This window comes from Leclercia tamurae, assembly GCF_025566055.1.
Classification (GTDB): Bacteria; Pseudomonadota; Gammaproteobacteria; order Enterobacterales; family Enterobacteriaceae; genus Enterobacter; species Enterobacter tamurae.
This window is the reverse complement of the sequence record NZ_JAMHKS010000077.1, coordinates 180,000-198,230: the sequence shown is the minus strand read 5'-3', so window position 1 is coordinate 198,230 and position 18,231 is coordinate 180,000. Positions and strand designations below refer to the sequence as shown.

At 58.9% G+C, this 18,231-nt stretch carries 16 protein-coding genes; 3 read left to right on the top strand and 13 right to left on the bottom strand.

The genetic code is table 11. From position 1 onward, the window contains the following. Positions 1 to 67: 67 nt before the first annotated feature. Positions 68 to 2,245, top strand: coding sequence for an ATP-dependent DNA helicase DinG (gene dinG, locus M8318_RS18890; RefSeq protein ID WP_262663979.1), 2,178 nt, complete (start codon positions 68 to 70; stop codon positions 2,243 to 2,245). Here dinG and M8318_RS18885 read toward each other — a convergent pair. From M8318_RS18885 to M8318_RS18865, 5 genes are read right to left on the bottom strand one after another with little or no spacing between them, the layout of a single operon-like run. After that, positions 2,232 to 2,732: a fimbrial protein gene (locus M8318_RS18885; protein ID WP_262663978.1), complete on the bottom strand. Its 501-nt coding sequence runs from the start codon at positions 2,730 to 2,732 to the stop codon at positions 2,232 to 2,234. The two genes, dinG and M8318_RS18885, sit on opposite strands and share 14 nt — an antisense overlap. Positions 2,733 to 2,740: 8 nt before the next feature. Further along, complete coding sequence (locus M8318_RS18880) at positions 2,741 to 3,730, bottom strand: fimbrial protein (RefSeq protein WP_262663977.1); 990 nt, start codon at positions 3,728 to 3,730, stop codon at positions 2,741 to 2,743. A 16-nt stretch (positions 3,731 to 3,746) separates the two neighbouring features. Further along, positions 3,747 to 6,287: a fimbria/pilus outer membrane usher protein gene (locus M8318_RS18875; RefSeq protein WP_262663976.1), complete on the bottom strand. Its 2,541-nt coding sequence runs from the start codon at positions 6,285 to 6,287 to the stop codon at positions 3,747 to 3,749. Positions 6,288 to 6,294: 7 nt separating this feature from the next. Then, positions 6,295 to 6,969 (bottom strand): fimbrial biogenesis chaperone, encoded by a 675-nt coding sequence (locus tag M8318_RS18870; protein ID WP_262663975.1) that lies wholly within the window; start codon positions 6,967 to 6,969, stop codon positions 6,295 to 6,297. 56 nt (positions 6,970 to 7,025) lie between these two features. Continuing rightward, positions 7,026 to 7,562, bottom strand: a complete 537-nt coding sequence (locus tag M8318_RS18865) for a fimbrial protein (RefSeq protein WP_262663974.1) — start codon at positions 7,560 to 7,562, stop codon at positions 7,026 to 7,028. 278 nt (positions 7,563 to 7,840) lie between these two features. Here M8318_RS18865 and ybiB point away from each other — a divergent pair, with 278 nt between their 5' ends. Next, entirely contained in the window at positions 7,841 to 8,806 is a 966-nt protein-coding gene (gene ybiB / locus M8318_RS18860) for a DNA-binding protein YbiB (protein WP_106992442.1), read from the top strand. Between the two features lie 111 nt (positions 8,807 to 8,917). On the opposite strand, the gene ybiJ is transcribed toward ybiB, so the two are convergent. From ybiJ to mcbA, 5 genes are all read right to left on the bottom strand, one after another. Beyond that, positions 8,918 to 9,178 (bottom strand): DUF1471 family protein YbiJ, encoded by a 261-nt coding sequence (ybiJ, locus tag M8318_RS18855; protein WP_262663973.1) that lies wholly within the window; start codon positions 9,176 to 9,178, stop codon positions 8,918 to 8,920. Positions 9,179 to 9,463: 285 nt separating this feature from the next. Then, positions 9,464 to 9,730 (bottom strand): DksA/TraR family C4-type zinc finger protein, encoded by a 267-nt coding sequence (locus M8318_RS18850; RefSeq protein WP_106992444.1) that lies wholly within the window; start codon positions 9,728 to 9,730, stop codon positions 9,464 to 9,466. Between the two features lie 72 nt (positions 9,731 to 9,802). Further along, a complete protein-coding gene (gene ybiX, locus M8318_RS18845; protein ID WP_262663970.1) occupies positions 9,803 to 10,480 on the bottom strand; it encodes a PKHD-type hydroxylase YbiX in 678 nt (225 codons plus the stop codon). A 41-nt stretch (positions 10,481 to 10,521) separates the two neighbouring features. Beyond that, positions 10,522 to 12,807, bottom strand: coding sequence for a catecholate siderophore receptor Fiu (locus M8318_RS18840; protein WP_262663969.1), 2,286 nt, complete (start codon positions 12,805 to 12,807; stop codon positions 10,522 to 10,524). A 273-nt stretch (positions 12,808 to 13,080) separates the two neighbouring features. Further along, complete coding sequence (gene mcbA, locus M8318_RS18835) at positions 13,081 to 13,341, bottom strand: DUF1471 family periplasmic protein McbA (RefSeq protein ID WP_262663968.1); 261 nt, start codon at positions 13,339 to 13,341, stop codon at positions 13,081 to 13,083. A gap of 242 nt (positions 13,342 to 13,583) precedes the next feature. Here mcbA and rlmF point away from each other — a divergent pair, with 242 nt between their 5' ends. Next, complete coding sequence (gene rlmF / locus M8318_RS18830; protein ID WP_166181919.1) at positions 13,584 to 14,498, top strand: 23S rRNA (adenine(1618)-N(6))-methyltransferase RlmF; 915 nt, start codon at positions 13,584 to 13,586, stop codon at positions 14,496 to 14,498. 8 nt (positions 14,499 to 14,506) lie between these two features. Here the strand turns inward: rlmF and ybiO are convergent, their stop codons facing one another. From ybiO to glnP, 3 genes are all read right to left on the bottom strand, one after another. Further along, positions 14,507 to 16,720 (bottom strand): mechanosensitive channel protein, encoded by a 2,214-nt coding sequence (gene ybiO / locus M8318_RS18825; protein ID WP_262663967.1) that lies wholly within the window; start codon positions 16,718 to 16,720, stop codon positions 14,507 to 14,509. A 125-nt stretch (positions 16,721 to 16,845) separates the two neighbouring features. After that, entirely contained in the window at positions 16,846 to 17,568 is a 723-nt protein-coding gene (glnQ, locus tag M8318_RS18820) for a glutamine ABC transporter ATP-binding protein GlnQ (protein WP_262663966.1), read from the bottom strand. Next, positions 17,565 to 18,224, bottom strand: a complete 660-nt coding sequence (glnP, locus tag M8318_RS18815; protein ID WP_106992451.1) for a glutamine ABC transporter permease GlnP — start codon at positions 18,222 to 18,224, stop codon at positions 17,565 to 17,567. Before glnP ends, glnQ begins: the two co-directional genes overlap by 4 nt. Positions 18,225 to 18,231 lie beyond the last annotated feature (7 nt).

Here is an 18,231-nt window from a genome sequence, read left to right as displayed (position 1 = left end):
TTTCTTTTGCGGCCCGCTCAAGAAAGTGCCACAATAGTGGCTGTTTATACAGTATTTCAGGTCCATCATGGCTTTAACCGCCGCGCTGAAAGCGCAAATTGCCGCCTGGTATAAGGCGCTACAACAGCAGATCCCCGACTTTATTCCCCGCGCACCGCAACGGCAGATGATTGCCGATGTGGCGAAAACGCTCGCCGGTGACGAGGGGCGGCATCTGGCAATTGAAGCCCCGACCGGGGTCGGTAAAACCTTGTCCTACCTGATCCCCGGCATCGCCATTGCCCGGGAAGAGCAAAAGACGCTGGTGGTCAGCACCGCCAACGTCGCCCTACAGGATCAGATCTACAGCAAAGACCTGCCCCTGCTGCGCAAAATTATCCCCGAGCTGCGTTTTACCGCCGCCTTCGGACGCGGGCGCTACGTCTGCCCGCGCAACCTGGCGGCCCTGGCCAGCAGCGAACCGAACCAGCAGGATCTGCTGGCGTTTCTCGATGACGAGCTGACTCCCAACAACAAGGCCGAGCAGGAGCAGTGCGCGAAGCTGAAGACCGATCTTGACGGCTACAAGTGGGACGGCCTGCGCGATCACACCGATCAGGCTATCGGCGATGACCTGTGGCGCAGGCTCAGCACCGACAAAGCCAGCTGCCTGAACCGCAACTGCCACTACTACCGCGAATGCCCGTTCTTTGTTGCCCGCCGCGAGATCCAGGAGGCCGAAGTGGTGGTCGCCAACCATGCGCTGGTGATGGCGGCGATGGAGAGCGAATCGGTACTGCCAGACCCTAAACACCTGCTGCTGGTGCTGGATGAAGGCCACCATCTGCCGGACGTCGCCCGCGACGCGCTGGAGATGAGCGCCGAGATCACCGCCCCCTGGTTCCGCCTGCAGCTGGATCTGTTCTGCAAGCTGGTCGCCACCTGCATGGATCAGTTCCGCCCGAAAACCATCCCGCCGCTGGCGGTCCCGGAGCGCCTGAGCGAGCACTGCGAGACGATCTACACCCATATCGCCTCGCTGAATAACATCCTCAATCTCTATCTCCCGGCCACCCAGGAGGCGGAGCACCGCTTTGAGATGGGCGAGCTGCCGGATGAGATCATGGCTATATGTCGCGAGCTGGCGCAGCTTATCGAGAAGCTGCGCGGGCTGGCGGAGCTGTTTTTAAACGATCTCAGTGAAAAAACCGGCACCCATGATGTGGTGCGCGTGCACCGGGTACTGCTGCAGATGAACCGCGCCCTCGGCATGTTCGAGGGGCAGAGCAAGCTGTGGCGACTGGCGTCGATGGCTCAGGCCTCCGGCGCGCCGGTCACCAAGTGGGCGACCCGGGAGGTCAAAGAGAATCAGGTGCATCTCTTCTTCCACTGCGCGGGCATTCGCGTCAGCGATCAGCTGGAGAAGCTGCTCTGGCGCAGCGTCCCGCATGTGGTGGTCACCTCCGCCACGCTGCGCTCGCTGAACAGCTTCTCGCGGCTGCAGGAGATGAGCGGCCTGAAGGAGAAAGCAGGGGATCGCTTTGTGGCTCTCGATTCGCCGTTCAACCACTGCGAGCAGGGCAAGCTGGTGATCCCGCGCATGCAGCATGAGCCGCTGATCGACAATGAAGAGAATCACCTTGCGGAGATGGCGGCCTATTTCCGCGAACAGCTCGAAAGCAAAAAATATCCCGGGATGCTGGTGTTGTTCGCCAGCGCCCGGGCGATGAATCTGTTTTTAACCTTCGTCACCGATCTGCGCCTGCTCCTGCTGGTGCAGGGGGATCAGCCCCGCTACCGGCTGGTGGAGTTGCACCGCAAACGGATAGAGAGCGGCGAGCGCAGCGTGCTGGTGGGGCTTCAGTCCTTTGCCGAAGGGCTGGATTTGAAAGGCGATTACCTGACCCAGGTGCACATCCACAAGATTGCCTTCCCGCCTATCGATAGCCCGGTGGTGCTCACCGAGGGCGAGTGGCTGAAAAGCCTGAATCGCTTCCCGTTTGAAGTGCAGAGTTTGCCCGCGGCGTCGTTCAACCTCATCCAGCAGGTCGGGCGTCTGATCCGCAGCCACAGCTGCTGGGGCGAGGTGGTGATCTACGATAAACGCCTGCTGACCAAAAACTACGGCAAGCGCCTGCTGAATGCCCTGCCGATCTTTCCTATCGAGCAGCCCGAGGTGCCCGAGGTAAAAAAACGCCCGGCTAAACTTGCCGCCGGGCGTAAAACGAGCATCCGTGCTAAGAGGCGCGGTCCTACTGGTAAGTGAAGGTAAACTGCACCACGCTGGAGAACTGACCCGCGCTGACCGGGGTATGCGAGGCGTAATAGCGTGCCGCCATCGGGAAATCGGCGGTGTGGGTCACCGGGTCGATCACCGCATTGAAGCGTGATTCCGGGGCCAGGATGATCGAGTCGGTGCGGTCTGCCAGCTCCAGCGCCAGCCCTTGTGCCGTGCCGGTGTTGGCGAACTTGAACGGGTGGAGCTTGTCGCGCAGGCCCTCCAACTGAATGGTCGCCAGGGTAAGGCTCTGGGGGCAGTTGGAAATCGTAATATCAAAATTCTTCCACACCCCGGTATCCCCCACCGCCTTAAATTCACTGGCCACCGCCTGGCCGAGATCGACCACTTTATTCTGACTGGTGCTGTCCACCTGGCAGGCGGTGTCGTAGATGTTGCCTTTGATGCTGAGGAGCACATCGGTGGCCGACGCGGGCAGGCTTGCCAGCAGCATGAACAGGGCTACATATTTCATCGGGGATCTCACTGGTATTCAATGTCGATGGTGGCAATGGTATTGGCTCTCCCGGCAGTCACCCGATCGGCGATCTGGTAATACTGTACCTGGAAGGGCAGGTCGAACGGCTGGTTGGGCACGGTCTGGTCGCCAAACGGGATTGGGTAGTCGTAGCGCAGCAAGACGCCGCCGACAAGCATTGCCACGCCCACCCCGGTGGCACTTTCGCTGCCGGGCGTAATGTTCAGCACGTCATGACCATCTCTGATGGATGTCATGCCGTTGGCGCTGGTGACCCGGGCGGTCATGGTGACTGCGTCGGTACAGGTCGCCGTCAGGTTAAAGGTTTTCCAGTCGCTGGTGCTGCCGACATGAGTAAAGAGGCTGACCGGGAAATCCCCCAGCATCACCACCAGGCTTTTTGGATCCACCGAACAGGTGGTGGCCTTCAGCGCCAGACTCCCGCCGTAGCGCACGGCATTCAGCTGGCCCAGCTGCTGATCCGGGTAGATCCCCAACGACCAGATACCGTTGTGCACCGTTGTTGACGCATGCTCTCCGGTGGTGCTGGCGGTTTTGATCAGCTGCATCGTCAGCGACACATTGAAGCTGCCGGAGCCGTCACTGCTGACGTACCCCAGCGGCGTGCTGCGGCTGTCGCAGTGGGCGGCACGGCCGCGCACCGGCTGTCCGGCGCTGTTCAGCAGCTCAATGCCTATTCCCTCGATACCGCTGCGGTAGACGCCCGGCATCCCCGGCACCTCTTCCCCTTCGCCGAGATGGCAGGCGGTGATCGGCTTGCCGCTGTCGGCAGCATCACAATGGCCTTGCACCCTGTGCGAGCGGGCGGAACCCGGGACAGCATTGCCGACGCTGAGGGTGGTGGGCACCGTCAGCGTCCCCGGCGTGGCGGTCCAGGGCAGATCGGATGTTGTGCAGGCCGCTTTCGCCTGCGGCATAAACAGAAACAGGGCGGCAAACAGGGCCAGGACACAGCCGTAGCGGAAGGGTTTCATCTTTTCCTCGACGCCGTCAGGAGCACTGGGCGGTGACGCTAATCACCGGGCCAGTGGATCGGGACGGCAGTTGATAGTGGGCGGAGCAGTGCGTGCCTGCGCCTTTGCCCCAGCTGACGTTGACGTTGCCCCGGGCGTGCATCCCGGTCAGGTAGACCTGGCCGCCATCGCCAACGATAAACTCGCCGCTGTCATGGGCCGGGGCCGCGGTGGCGCCAAAGGGCACTGGACGACCGTCAGCACGGGTGAGGGTCAGCAGCACCCGGCTGCCGACGCGGGTATCAAAGTGGGTACGTACAATCGCCCCCCGGGTCGGGGTGACCACTTTGGCCGCCTGGCCGACGTCGGCACCGGCAGGCAGACTCTCGGTATTCAGCGCCACGGTGTTGTGATGGTACGGCGTGACGTAAGGCACGATTGCGTAGCCGCGATAGTCGGTTTTGACCCCGGTCTGGTTGTCGATCGCGGTCCCGCTGGCCCCCGGTGCCTCCACCAGGGCGACGGTATCGCCCATCGGCAGGCCGAAGGTGACGCCGTGGGCGTGAACAATCATGCTCCCCTGCACCCCGAGGTTGAGCTGGCGCTGCTGGTTATCCTGGGAATAGCCCGCCGTCATTTCGCCGTAGGTGGCTTTGTAATCGCTGTTCAGGTTAGTGCCGTAACCGGAAGCCTGGCTGTGGCTCTGCTGCACCCCCCAGCTGAGGTTATTGTCTGCCAGGGCGGTGCCGTTCAGGCCGACGCTCTGGCTGGTGTCATGCTTGCTGTTGTTAAGGGTGTAATTGACCCAGGTGTTGCTCAGCCAGCGATCCAGCGGAACGGAGACGTTAAAGCCGACGGTCTGCTCGTTCTCCCGCCGATCGTCGTCATCCTCATCCTGAATGTTCTTGCTCAGGCCATAGTTGATGCCGTAGCTGATGCCGTGCCAGCTGCCGTTATAGCCGAGACTCAGTGAGGTCATGCTCTGGTCGCTGTGCCAGTAATTCTCTTTCACCAGGCTTAAGGTCATCGACCCCAGGGAATCGCCCAGGGACTGATCGATGGTCGCCTCCTGACGGTTGCGACGCCTGTCGGCGGGCGTCCAGTCGTCATTGTGGGTGTGGGAGTCAAACACATCCGCCATGGTGTTAAATCCGGCGCTGTTGTAGCGATATCCGGCCACCGTAAAATAGGTGCCGGTGGTGGCAAAATCTTTGCTGTAGCGCACCCGCCATGCGCGGCCCCGGGTGGTTTTTTGCTCCTTCATCTGCGATTTCGCCGTGGTCACATCCACCGAAAACGCCCCCCAGTTACCGATGTTTTTCCCGCTGCCGAGTGCCAGGGAATCGTAATACTGGCTGGTCTGGATGCCGCCGTAGGCGGTGATATCCCAGGGCAGGCCGTAGATCCCGGTGCCCTGCAGAAAAGGCGTTTGCTCCACGCTGTGGTCATAGCTACGGTAGCGCCCGCCGGTCAGGCTGTATTTGAACCGGCCTTCACGCTGCAATACCGGTACCGAGGCGTAAGGCACCACGAAGTGCTGCTCGCTGCCGTCGGTCTCTTTGACGGTGACGTTCAGGTCGCCGCTGCCGCCGGTGGGGTAGAGATCGTTAATCTCGAACGCGCCGGGGGCGACGTAGTTCTGGTAGATCACGTACCCGTTCTGGCGCACCACCACCTGGGCGTTGCTGTGCGCCACGCCGCGAATGCGCGGGGCAAAACCTTTCAGGCTGTCCGGGAGCATGTCGTCGTCGGAGGCGATCTGCGCCCCGGTGAACGACAGGCCGTCAAACACATCGGAGGGGGTGGTGCTTTGCCCGAGGGTCACGACGCTGCCCAGCGACAGGATATTGCGCTGGGCATAGCTGTAGACCGAGGAGAATTCGCGCTGCGTCGTGCTATCGTCGTGAGTCTGGCTCCAGGTGGAGTAGTTGCGCAGACGCCATGCCCCGAGGTTCAGCCCCGGGCGCAGGTTCAGGTATTCATTGCGCTGATGGCTGCCGTCTTCACCCCGGCTGCGGCTATTCCCTGCGGAGTAGCTGTAGTTCAGCAGAAAGGCGTTGATGCCGTTGTCCATCTCTTCCGGGGCCACGTACCCGTGGGGTACCGGGGTGATGGCCGCCTGAGGGATACTCAGCAGCAGCTGCTGCTGGCCGGGGCGGAAGGTGGCGCTGGCGGCAGGTAACCCAGAGAGATCGACACAGTCGTCATCTTTTGTGACGCTGAATTTATCGCTCTGGATACCCAGGCTCTTGAGGGTTTCTACTGACAGACAAGGTTGCAGGGTGGCCGGGCCGGTAGCCGACTGTTGCAGGCCAAAGGCGATCTTTCTGTTGGCCACTTTGTTGTTATTCACATAGACATCCACCTGATAGCTCCCCGGCGCGATGCCCGGGCCCTTCTCATACACCGAGAGGTCGGTTTTGCCCTGGCCGGGGGTGTCGATGTCCAGCAGCGCCGGGTTGAAATAATCGTCCGCCAGCACCTGCTGCACGCAAAAGCTCAGCGCCGCGCAGCCCAGCGCAATCAGCAGGCTACGCGCGGTTTTCCGCGGCGCTTTGGTGGAGTAGTCCCAGGCCATGGTGGGCTTATTGCAGTGGCGCAGACCAGGCGTGGCTCACCGCACCATAGTCGTTGATAATTTTCCAGGAAACCGTGCTCCCGGTGATGCCGCCCGGCACGGCAAAGTGCGCGTCGCTTTCAGGTGCCACCCAGGTCACCTTGTCAATGTGTTTGCTGCCGACGGTGATGGCCTGGAAGTTCATGTAGAACGGCGTCGGGTTGGTCACCACGAGGTTATTACCCTGTTTATGCCAGCGTAATTTATCCGCCACCTCATCCGGTTTGCCGCTAATTCCCGTCGGGCGGTAGATCAGTTTGATCCGCGTTTTAATGGCGATTTGCAGGGTGTTGCTGCTCTCGTCGTGGTTGGTTGACGGAATGGATTTGATGTTCAGCCAGTAGAGCGATTCGCGATCGGTCGGCAGATTGCCGCCGGTCCGCACCACGCGCAGGACGTTTTCCTGTTTGCCGTCGAGGCGAAACAGCGGAGGGGTGATGAGAAACGGCGCGTTATCCCGCGCATTATCTGCGCTCTCTACCCAGGACTGCACCAGGTAGTCGAGGTTATCCGGGTTGGAGAGCCCCAACGACGCTTCTTTTTTATCTCCCTGATAAATTAAACGGGTCCCTTCGATAATAACCCCGGCGTGAGCGGCGGTGGTCATGACTAACAGGGAGGCGATGAAAATAGATTTACGCATGGCAGGACTCTGAATAAAGCTGACGATGCCTGGCCCTGCGGCCAGGCATCGCAGGATTAGTTGTACATGACGGTAAAGGTGGAGACCGCATTAGCCGGGCCGGCGGTGATGGTGCTGCCGGTCTGGATATAGCGTGCGCCAAATACCAGGTCGTTAGTGGTGGTGCCGGACTGCAGCGTATAGCTGGTGGAGGCGCTGTACAGGCTCAGTGGATTTTCTGTTTTATCCAGCAGCTGAATACCGACGCCGGTTGCGGCACCGGTACCTGGGGTAACGGCCAGCACGTTGGCGTTGGTGCCATCAGCGGAACCACCAAAGGTGATCGCCGCGCTGGTGATGGTTTCCGGGCAGTCTCTCAGCTGGATATCAAAACGGGTGGTTGAGGTGGTGGAGCCTGAACCGGTAAAGGCCGTTTGCGAGACTTTGCCGAGGGGAACATCCAGCGGGCTGCTGACGCCATTCACCACCTGGCAGGCGGAGTCGATGATTTCGCCGGTGAAATTAACTTGCCCCTCGCCGCTGTTCGCAGCCCAGGCAGAAACAGAACAACACAATGCAGTGGCAATAAAGGTGCCGGAGACAATTTTACGCATAATAATTCCTGAGTGAATTCCGGTGGTAATAACATCCGTTGTGATTAATTTTTGAAAAAAGCGGGGCGACTTTTATCCGGGGCTAATTTACGGAATAAATCGTTGATGGATAACTATTGGCCGGGTCAATAGTGATTTCATTAACAGTTGAATTTTTATTTTTACTGTTATTACAAGGGGATGGTGTTATTTCAGGCTGGCAGCGATAAGAGAAATGTCTGTCCGGGGGCACCTTATCAACGCTATAGTGTTAATAAGATGTCGCAAGGAGAAACAACGTGGATTATCGCAAAATTATCAAAGAGGTCGGGCGGGGGAAAAACCACGCGCGCGATCTGGATCAGGAGACAGCCCGGGCGCTCTATACCGCCATGCTGAACGGCGAAGTGCCGGAGCTGGAGATGGGCGGCATTCTGATTGCGCTGCGTATTAAGGGTGAAGGCGAAGCGGAAATGCGCGGCTTCTATGAGGCGATGCAGGCGCAAACCCTGCGCCTGACACCGCCAGTGGCGAAGCCGATGCCGGTGGTGATCCCGAGCTATAACGGCGCGCGCAAGCAGGCCAACCTGACTCCGCTGCTGGCGATACTGCTACAAAAGCTGGGCTTCCCGGTGGTGGTGCACGGCGTGAGTGAGGATCCCTCCCGGGTGCTGACGGAAACCATTTTCACCCTGCTGGGCATCGAGCCGACCCGCCACGGCGGTCAGGCCCAGGCGAAGCTCGATGGCCATCATCCGGTCTATATTCCGATCGGCACCCTGTGCCCGCCGCTGGAGAAGCAGCTGGCGATGCGCTGGCGGATGGGGGTGCGTAACAGCGCCCATACTCTGGCGAAACTGGCGACGCCGTTTGCGGAAGATGCCGCCCTGCGGCTCTCCAGCGTTTCGCACCCGGAATATGTCACCCGGGTGGCGACCTTTTTTGCCGATATCGGTGGCCGGGGGCTGTTGATGCACGGCACCGAGGGCGAGGTCTATGCCAACCCGCAGCGCTGTCCGCAGCAAACCCTGATCGATCCGACGGCGGGTACCCGGGTGGTGCTGGAGCGTGGGGAAGAGAACAGCGATGTCTCCCTGCCGCAGGCCAAAGATCCGGAAACCACCGCCCGCTGGATTGAGAGCTGCCTCGCCGGACGCGAAGCGGTACCGCACTCTCTGAAGCTGCAGATGGCCTGCTGCCTGCTGGCGACCGGTCAGGTTGAGACGGTCGACGCCGGGCTGGCGCGGGTTAACCAGAGTTTTTAGATAAAAAAAGCCCGTCCAGCGATGGACGGGCCAAAAAAATAACAACAGGGTCAATGAGGGTTGGAGCAGCCCGCCAGCGAACTGGCGAGCGGGGCAGAGATAAGGGTCAGGTTATTTGTAGATAACCGCAGTACCGCTCAGTTTGTTATTGGTGTTAGCGGAGGTAATGGTGTAACCGGTCGCGCCAGCCTCTTCAGCTTTCGCCGCCAGGCGAGCTTCCAGACCGTCCAGCGTGGTCGCGCCTTCAGCACTCACCACACCGATTTTGTTCATGCTGTTTGCCTGGGCAGCGGTTACAGATTCCGCAGCGAAAGCACCGAAGGATAGGGTAGTCAGGGCAACAGCGGCAACAGCATATTTGATGGTTTTCATGGTTAGTATCTCGCAGGTTATTCTGTTAAGGGGACGTTGTTCCGTCGATGTGATAAGTATCACGCTTTTTTGCGAGAGATAAAATCGAAGAGAATTGACGTCGTCATTCGAAAAATTTGAATGACAAATAAGTTATTGAATATTAATAAATTCGGTGAATGAATTTACCTTTCTTGCCGTTACGCTTTACAGAGGGAAGAGTGAGGGCACGTTTTGCCAAACCTGCGGTGAAAATTCGTGCACAAAAAAGAAACCGCTTGCGTGGCGATGCCGGCGCCAGGCCAGTCATCGCAACTGGCTGTCTTTCGAACCTCTGCGATTATATCCTGCGTGCGACGCATTATGTGAATCTTTCTCCTGCTGGCAGGCGATACACAGCCGGACGCCGGGCACCGCTTTACGCCGCGCTTCGGGGATCGGCTCCCCGCACTCTTCGCAGTTTTCCAGGCTCTCGCCCTGCGGGATTTCACCCCGCGCCCGCGCCACCGCATCTTCAATGGTACTGTTGATCTGTTCGTTAACGGCGTCATCATTCGCCCAACCGGAAGCCATACACCCCTCCTGACAGGATATTGCGCTGTACAGTAACTATGGGGTGAAAAAACGCACAATCAAGGCGCAGGCCTAGATTTCAGACCATTCACGCAGCAGGTTATGGTAGAGGTTGAGCAGGGAGAGCACTTCATCGCTTTCACCGTGACGGGAGCGCAGGGCCTGGATGTTGCGGTCGAGGTCAAACAGCATGCCGCGCTTCTTATCGTCACGGATCATCGACTGGATCCACATAAAGGAAGCCACCCGCACCCCTGCGGTTACCGGCGTCACGCAGTGCAGGCTGCTGGAGGGGTAGAGCACCAGATCCCCCGCCGGAAGTTTGACGCTGTGCTGGCCGTAAGTGTCGTTTACCACCAGCTCCCCGCCCTCGTAGCTGTCGGGCTCGCTTAAAAAGAGGGTGGCGGAGAGATCGGTCCGCATCCAGCCGCTCTGCGGGTGGCTGCGCACCGCCCCGTCAACGTGAAAACCGTAGGTCTCCTGCTGCTGATAGCGGTTAAACAGCGGGCTGGAGATCTGGCGCGGCAGGGCGGCGGCAAAAAAGAGCGCGTGCTGATTCACCGCCTGCAACACTGCCGCCTGCAGGGTGGCGTACAGCGGGCTTTGAGTGTCGACCTGCTGGTTGTTTTTGACCTGTGCGCCCTGGTTACCTACGGTCGCCCGGCCATCGATCCACGGGGCCTGATCCAGCTGAGCGCGGAACTGCGCCACCTCATCGGGGTTCAGCACGCCCGGAATGTGATACATCATAAAAAGTTCTCCGAAAGGTGGGGCCGAAGCCCCACGCGGGATCAGAAGTGCATGTTCGCCGTCAGCATAAAGGTGCGCGGCTCGCCCGGATGGTAACGGTAGCCACTCTTGTTGATGGAGGCGACATAGTCTTCATCAAACAGGTTGTAGACGTTGAGCTGCATGTCGAGGTTGCGGTTGACGCGATAGCCCAGTTTGGCATCGGCCACCCAGTAACCTTCGGTGAAGGACGGGGTACCGACCGCACCGTCAGATCCACGGTGCATGCTGCCGATATAGCGCCCACCGGCACCGACGGAGATCGCATCCGTGGCCTGGTACTGGCTCCACAGGGTGAAGGCATGTTCCGGGGTATAGGGCAGGGAAGAGGTGCCATCCTGCGCCACGTCATTGCCGGTGCGCACGCTGGCACGCTGCTGGGTATAACCGCCGATTACCTGCCAGGCCGGGGTGATGTTGCCCGCGGCAGAGAGCTCATAACCTTCGATACGTTTTTTACCGTACTGCGAGTAGGTGCCATCATCGTTCTGCTCGACTTCATTTTCAATGTCGGTGCGGAAGATCGCCGCGGTCAGCAGGAGACGTTTATCCAGCACTTCCCACTTGGTCCCCAGCTCGCTGGTTTTTGCCTTCTGTGGTTTAAAGTCGGTGCGGTTGGCGCTGTTACCGGTGCCGCCCTGGGCCAGAGCAAAGTTATTCCCTCCCGGCGGCTGCTGGGAGATGGCGTAGTTAACGTAGACGTTGCCGTGCTCGGTCAGATGATAGAGCGCACCGGCTTTCCAGTTGACCAGGTTGCCCGAGGTGGCGGTATCCACGGTAGTGACCGGGGAACCTTTTGGCGTCCCGGCCGGGCAGGCAACCGCCCCGCGACCCGTGCCGCCGCAGATGCTGGCGCTGTCATAGTCGGTATGGTACGTGTCGAGACGAATGCCGCCGTTCAGCTCGAATTCACGGGTGATTTGCAGCGTATCGAAGGCGTACAGACCGAAGGTGTCGGTCCGGCCGTTGGCGTTGGCCCCGCTGTTGTTCAGGCCGCCCAGGCTGACACTGCTGCTCGGGTGATAGATATTCACCGGCGGTGGAGTGATGGCATCCACGCCGTAATTGGTCTGGGTTTCTCGGGTGAACTCCACCCCGGTGCTGATATCGTGCCCGACGCTGCCGGTATAGAATTTAGTCGTCAGGTTGGTCTGGTTGGTCAGGATCTTATTGCTGACATCTTTGGTATTGGCGTTACGCGACCAGGTCCAGGTATCCACATCGTTACGATTCGGCTGGGTGATGTTGCTGGCCCCGCCCATCACCGCAGTCATCAGATAATCCTGCTTCACCCGCGACCAGCGTGTGGTGTTACGCAGGGTAGTGTTGTCGTTGAAGTCATGCTCAAAGCGCATCGTGGCGGTGTCGGAGGTGGAGTCGTCGTAATCGGAATCGGTGCCGTAGAAGTTGCTGGTGTCCACCTTGCCGGAGTGATTCAGCGCCGCGGTACCCGCCGATGGCGCAGAGTAGCCCGGCAGCCCGATGGTCGGGATCCCGCCATCCGGGGTGTTGTGCTGGGTCACGTGCAGGTAGTTCAGATACAGACGGTTCTCCGTCCCCAGGCCAAAGGCGAGGGAAGGGGCCACGCCGTAACGTTCGTTTTTGACGTTATCGCGCTCTTCGTCGTGGGTCTTTTCCCCCATCAGGTTCAGACGAAACGCTGAGGTATCACCCATCACCTGGTTAATGTCGATCGTCCCGCGACGCATATACGCGCTGCCGATGCTGGCGGAGGCATCAATGCCCGAGTCCAGACGCGGCTGTTTGCTGATCATATTGATCGAGCCGCTGGGGGCGCTACGTCCGTAGTCGCTGCCGGAGGGGCCTTTAATCACTTCGACCTGTTCGGTATTAAAGGTATCGCGCGTGGTGCTGCTGATGTCGCGGATCCCGTCGACGTAGATGCTGTTTGACGTGTCCACGCCGCGCATATACACCGCATCGCCGGTGGTGGAGTTGCCGTTTTCACCGGCAAAGAAGGCCCCCACACCCGGGACGTTTTTCAGGGCGTCGGTCAGGTTGGTGGTACCCTGATCCTTCAGCACCTGTTCGGAAATCACGGTCATGGTGCGGGTGGTGTCGGCTACCGGGCGGCTGAACTTCGCATCGGCAGACTTTTGCGGCGCATAGAGCGAAGGCTGGGCCGCTTCCACCACCAGGGTGTCGTCAGACTTGTTCTCGTTATTATCCGCAGCAAGCGCACTCGCTACCGGGGAGAGACCGAGACACAGCCCCGCAAAAAAGGTCAGCGAGCTGAAGCTGTTCGGAACGTTGCGATTTTTATCCATATTGTTTAGCGACTTATAATTTTTAGAATCGAGTTTCCATTACGGTGTCAGGCAGGTCTGTGCCTTTGCCTGTGCCACGTGAATATCCGTAATGAACCTACAAATGATAATTATTGTGATAAACATTATCATTTGGCGTGACTTTTTATCACTGTCGTAAACAAAATGAAATACGTAAATTTACATTCTCTGCTAAAAAACTTCACAAAGTGGATTTTGGGCAAAAAACGAACTGCACCCCAGAGGATGCAGTAGGTAGTGCAGAGCGGGGGACTATTTGTAGATGGTGGCAGTACCAAACATGGTGTTATCGCCGCTGGCAGAGTTAACAATATAGCCTTTGGCACCTTGTTCACGCGCTTTTTCAGCCAGTTTATCCTGCAGGTCGTCGAGGTTACGTGCGCCCGAAGCCTGCACCGTTCCGGCTGGCCTGAGTTGGCCGGTATCGCCGCTGCTGAGTGATTCAATCGACCATGCAGCAAACGACGCGCCTGCCAGTGAAGCGGCAGCGAGCATTACCAGGTATTTTTTCATAATCACTTCCTCTGATTGACAACGGGGTGATGCACACTAAGTGTAGAACGGGTCAGAGTGTGATTTAGTGCAAAAAATTGATGATGATCTGCTTATTTTTTGAACAACATTTTTTGACAATTTCATGACAAATCAGCGACATACAGGTGGCTGATTTTTGACGTTTTATTCTCCAGCGCAGAGAAATATTTACCGTTGCGCCCGCAAGGGGTATCTTACGCCGCTGTTTACAGGAGAACGCCATGACACCCGAGAAGCCGGGGTTGCACCCACGCAACCGCCACCGCAGCCGTTACGATATGAATGCCTTATGCGAGAGCTGTCCGGCACTGCGCGAATTTATCACCCAAACCCCGACGGGCGAGCCGACGGTGAACTTTGCCGATCCGCAGGCGGTGAAGACGCTGAACAAAGCACTGCTGATGCATTTCTACGGTGTGGCGCAGTGGGATATTCCGGACGGCTACCTCTGTCCGCCGGTACCGGGGCGTGCTGACTACATTCATCATCTTGCCGATCTGCTGGCGGAAGGGAATAACGGCGCGGTACCTGCCCAGGCGACGATCCTCGACATCGGAACCGGCTCCAACCTGATCTACCCCCTGATTGGCGTACATGAATATGGCTGGCGCTTCACCGGCAGTGAAGTGGACCCGCAGGCCTTTGCCAACGCCACCGCCATCATTAACGGCAACCCCGGCATGGCCCGCGCCATTCGTCTGCGCCGCCAGAAAGAGGCTTCCGCCATTTTTGCCGGGGTGATCCATAAAAACGAACAGTACGATGCCACCCTGTGCAACCCGCCGTTCCACGATTCGGCGGAAACCGCCCGGGCGGGCAGCGAGCGTAAGCGCCGCAACCTCGGCCAGGCGGCCGATGCCGCGCTGAACTTTGGCGGCCAGCAGCAGGAGCTGTGGTGCGAAGGGGGCGAAGTGGCCTTTATCAAGAAGATGATTGCCGAGAGCGCCCAGTTTGCCCGTCAGGTGAAGTGGTTTACTACACTGGTCTCGCGCAGCGAAAATCTGCCGCCGCTGTATCGCGCCCTGACGGACGTCGGCGCGGTCAAAGTGGTGAAAAAAGAGATGGCCCAGGGTCAAAAGCAGAGCCGCTTTATCGCCTGGACCTTTATGGATAACGACAAACGCCGCCAGCGTTAACAGGTTTTTTACAGCGTTGGCTCCTGAGGCGAAGAGGGTGCCGGGCCCGGCGACGGCAGCAGCTGATACATCTGCACCGGCATCCGCACTTCCGCCAGATCGAAATGTTTTTTCACCATGCTGTCGAGGGCGAAACGCACCGTCCACTGCTTCAGCGGCTGGGTGGTGAAGGAGACGCGCAGCGTAAAGGCGGTGCTGGTCAGCCCGACAATTCCGGCGAACGACGGCTCGCCGATAATCAAACCGCGAATATCCTCTCTCTCCAGCAGCTCATCCACCGCCGCTTTCAACGCGGCTTGTGCTTTCTCTGCATCTTCATGCCTGTCCACATCGTAATTCGCCACCACCGAACCGATGCCGCGGACAAAGTTGGCGAAGGTGGTGATCGAAGACCACGGAATAATATGGTACGCGCCGGTATCCTGGCGCACCCCCACGGAACGAATCGACATTCGCTCTACGGTGCCGGTCAGCGGCCCGATAGTCACCAGATCCCCGGTGTTCATCCCGTTTTCAAACTGAATGAAGATCCCGGTAATGATGTCCTTCACCAGCGTCTGTGAGCCGAAGGAGATGGCCAGCCCCAGCGCCCCGGCACCCGCCAGCAGCGGGGCGATATTCACCCCGATCTCTGACAGCACAATCATGATAGTGATGGTGCTGATCACCACCGCCAGCGCGTTACGGAACAGGGTTAACAGCGTGCGGGCGCGAGCGCTGGGCAGCGGGCGACCATGAATATCCGACGCCAGCCGGTTCTCGATCAGGCTTGCCAGAATCGTCCAGCCGATGGCGGAGAAGAACAGGATCAGCGCGATGCGGATCAGTATATCCACCGTCTTTTCACCGGCGCCGTTGTGCAGCCAGTTCCAGAAGTCGAACAGCCCCCAGGCGCTAAGCAGCAGCATGATGGCGACACTGACCGTCAGGAACCGGGCCACCTTCAGCGACATGGAGATCCAGCCGTTGAGCCGCTTTTGCAGCTCCGGGTAGTTGCGCTGTACATGTGGTGACAGGGTGATGGTTTTAGCCAGCCAGCGCGACAGCAGCCCGGATACAAAGGCGGCGATCCCGACGATGGCCAGGCTGCGGAAGGTGGCACCCATCATAAACTTCAGGCTGTTTCCCGGATCGAACAGGGAGAAGAAGCACAGCACAATAAAGTAAGCGCTCGCCAGCCAGTGCCATACCAGCGCAAAGGCGCGAATAAACAGGCTGAAGAAGGCGAGGGAGCGGTCGGCAAGGTGGAGCAACCCCTCGGTAATGGCGCGTTTGTTGTGAAAAATCAGGTACAGCGCCCAGACGGTGATACACAGCATAATCAGCACGTTGGCGAGGGCGCCGATCTGGACGTTAACCTGATTGGAGATAATAGGCACCGCCACCAGCAGGCCATAGCCGATCATGCTGCTCAGAATGCTCAGCCGCAGCGACCAGTAGTGGGCGGCTCTATCGCTAATCCCAAAGGGACGCAGATCCGGCACTCGCGGGCAAAATATCAGCCGCAGGATCGCTTTGAAGAACTCAATCAGCGCGAAGGCGTTGAGGAACAGTGTCTGCTGGAAGGCGATGGTGGGGTTGCCGGTATTAAGATATTCGCTGAGGATCTGGCCGACAAAGAGGGTCAGGGCCAGCAGCAGCAGGTCGATAATAAAGGCGCTGGCGATGGTCAGCGGCAGGTGGATCCAGCTGCTGGTTTCCCGGTTCTTTCTGCGTCCCCAACTGCCCATCTTGCGGTACAGCGGCCAGGCGCAGAGCCTGACCAGCCAGTAAAAGGCAAAAACTAACCCGGCGAGGAGCAAAAACTGCCGTGCGGCAACGACGAAGGTCTGCGGGTTAAAGGCTTTATGCGGAGAGCCGATCAGGTTGCGGTACAGCTGGGCGAAACGGGATGAGAGCGCATCGCCGTAATGACGGCTGATATCGGTCACGTTCTCCAGCACGGTCTTCTCTTCTTCGATTTCCGGCGGCGTGATTTTGGGCACCGGCTCCTGCGGCGGCGTGGCGGCCACGCTGCGCAGCTGGGTGATTAGCTCCTGGCGCGAGGCGTCATTTTCCAGCACGTCGGCCAGCGCGGAATAGGCGGCTTTCTTCTGCTCAACGTCCGGCTCGGCGGGCGGAGTTGTCGCTTCACTGGCGGCAGCAGCGGGAACGCCCGGCAGGCTGACCGCCTGAGCAGGCAGGCAAAACAGGCTTATCAGAAGCAGCAGGATCCAGGGCACAGCGTCCTCCGGTGACAATATTGTGCAAAGTGATAAGTATAGAAGGCGAACGGAAGCGGGGGTTTTTTGGGAAGATTCCGGGGGAATAACAGGCCGGGCAAGCGTTAGCGCCGCCCGGCGAGACATTACGAAACGTGCTGGAGGAACTCCTGCAAACGCTGGCTCGGTGGGTTCTCAATCAATGTCTGCGGATTGCCATCTTCGGCAATACGGCCTTTATCGATAAAGATCAGACGCGAGGCCACTTTCTCGGCAAAACCGATTTCGTGGGTTACGATCACCATCGTCATCCCTTCTTCCGCCAGATCCTGCATAACCTTCAGCACTTCGTGGCGCAGTTCCGGGTCGAGGGCCGAGGTCGGCTCATCGAACAGCATCATTTTCGGTTTAACCGCCAGCGCACGGGCAATCGCCACACGCTGCTGTTGGCCCCCGGAGAGCTCAGACGGGTAGTGATGCCCGCGCTCCGCCAGCCCAACTTTTGCCAGCAGCTCTTTTGCCAGCGCTTCTGCCGCCGCTTTGTTGGCACCGCGCACGCGCAGCGGGCCGAACATCACGTTCTCCAGCGCCGTCAGGTGCGGGAAGAGGTAGAACTGCTGGAACACCATGCCGGCTTCCTGACGGATCAGGCGCTCGTCCACTTTCGGATCGTTGACCTTCAGGCCATCGACAATCAAATCGCCGCTGGTGATCTCTTCCAGCTTGTTGATGCAGCGCAGCAGGGTCGATTTACCGGAGCCGGATGGCCCGATAATCACCACCACTTCGCCGGTCTGGATCTGCAGATCGATATTGTGCAGCACCTGGGTCTGGCCAAAGTGCTTGGAAACGTTTTTAAATTCAATCACAGGATTTTCATCCTTCTTTCAAGACGACGCAGCACGAAGCTCAGTGCCAGGGTAATAATCAGATAGACCACCGCAACGGCGCTCCAGATCTCCAGGGCGCGGAAGTTACCGGCAATGATCTCCTGGCCCTGACGGGTCAGTTCAGCCACACCGATAACAATAAACAGCGAGGTATCTTTAATGCTGATGATCCACTGGTTGCCCAGCGGCGGCAGCATGCGACGCAGCGCCAGGGGCAGGATCACGTGGCGGATGGTTTCGCGACGGGAGAGACCCAGCGCCAGACCGGCCTCGCTAAAGCCCTTGTGGATCGACAGCACCGCACCGCGGGTGATCTCAGCGATATAGGCCCCGGAGTTGATCATAATGGTGACCACCGCCGCGCTGAACGGGTCAATGCGCAGATCGGTAAAGGCCATCGGCAGGGCGAAGTAGATAAACATCACCTGCACCACAATCGGCGTGCCGCGAATCACTTCGATGAAAACCAGCGCTACGTGGTTGGCTATCCAGCCGCCGTAGGTGCGGGCAAAACCGGCGACGAGGCCGATAATCAACCCGCCAACCAGACCGAGGACCGAAATCCACAGGGTCATTTTGGCGCCTTCAAGCAACAGAGGAATGGCAGGCCAGATGGCGCTCCAGTCAAACTCCATGATGTGT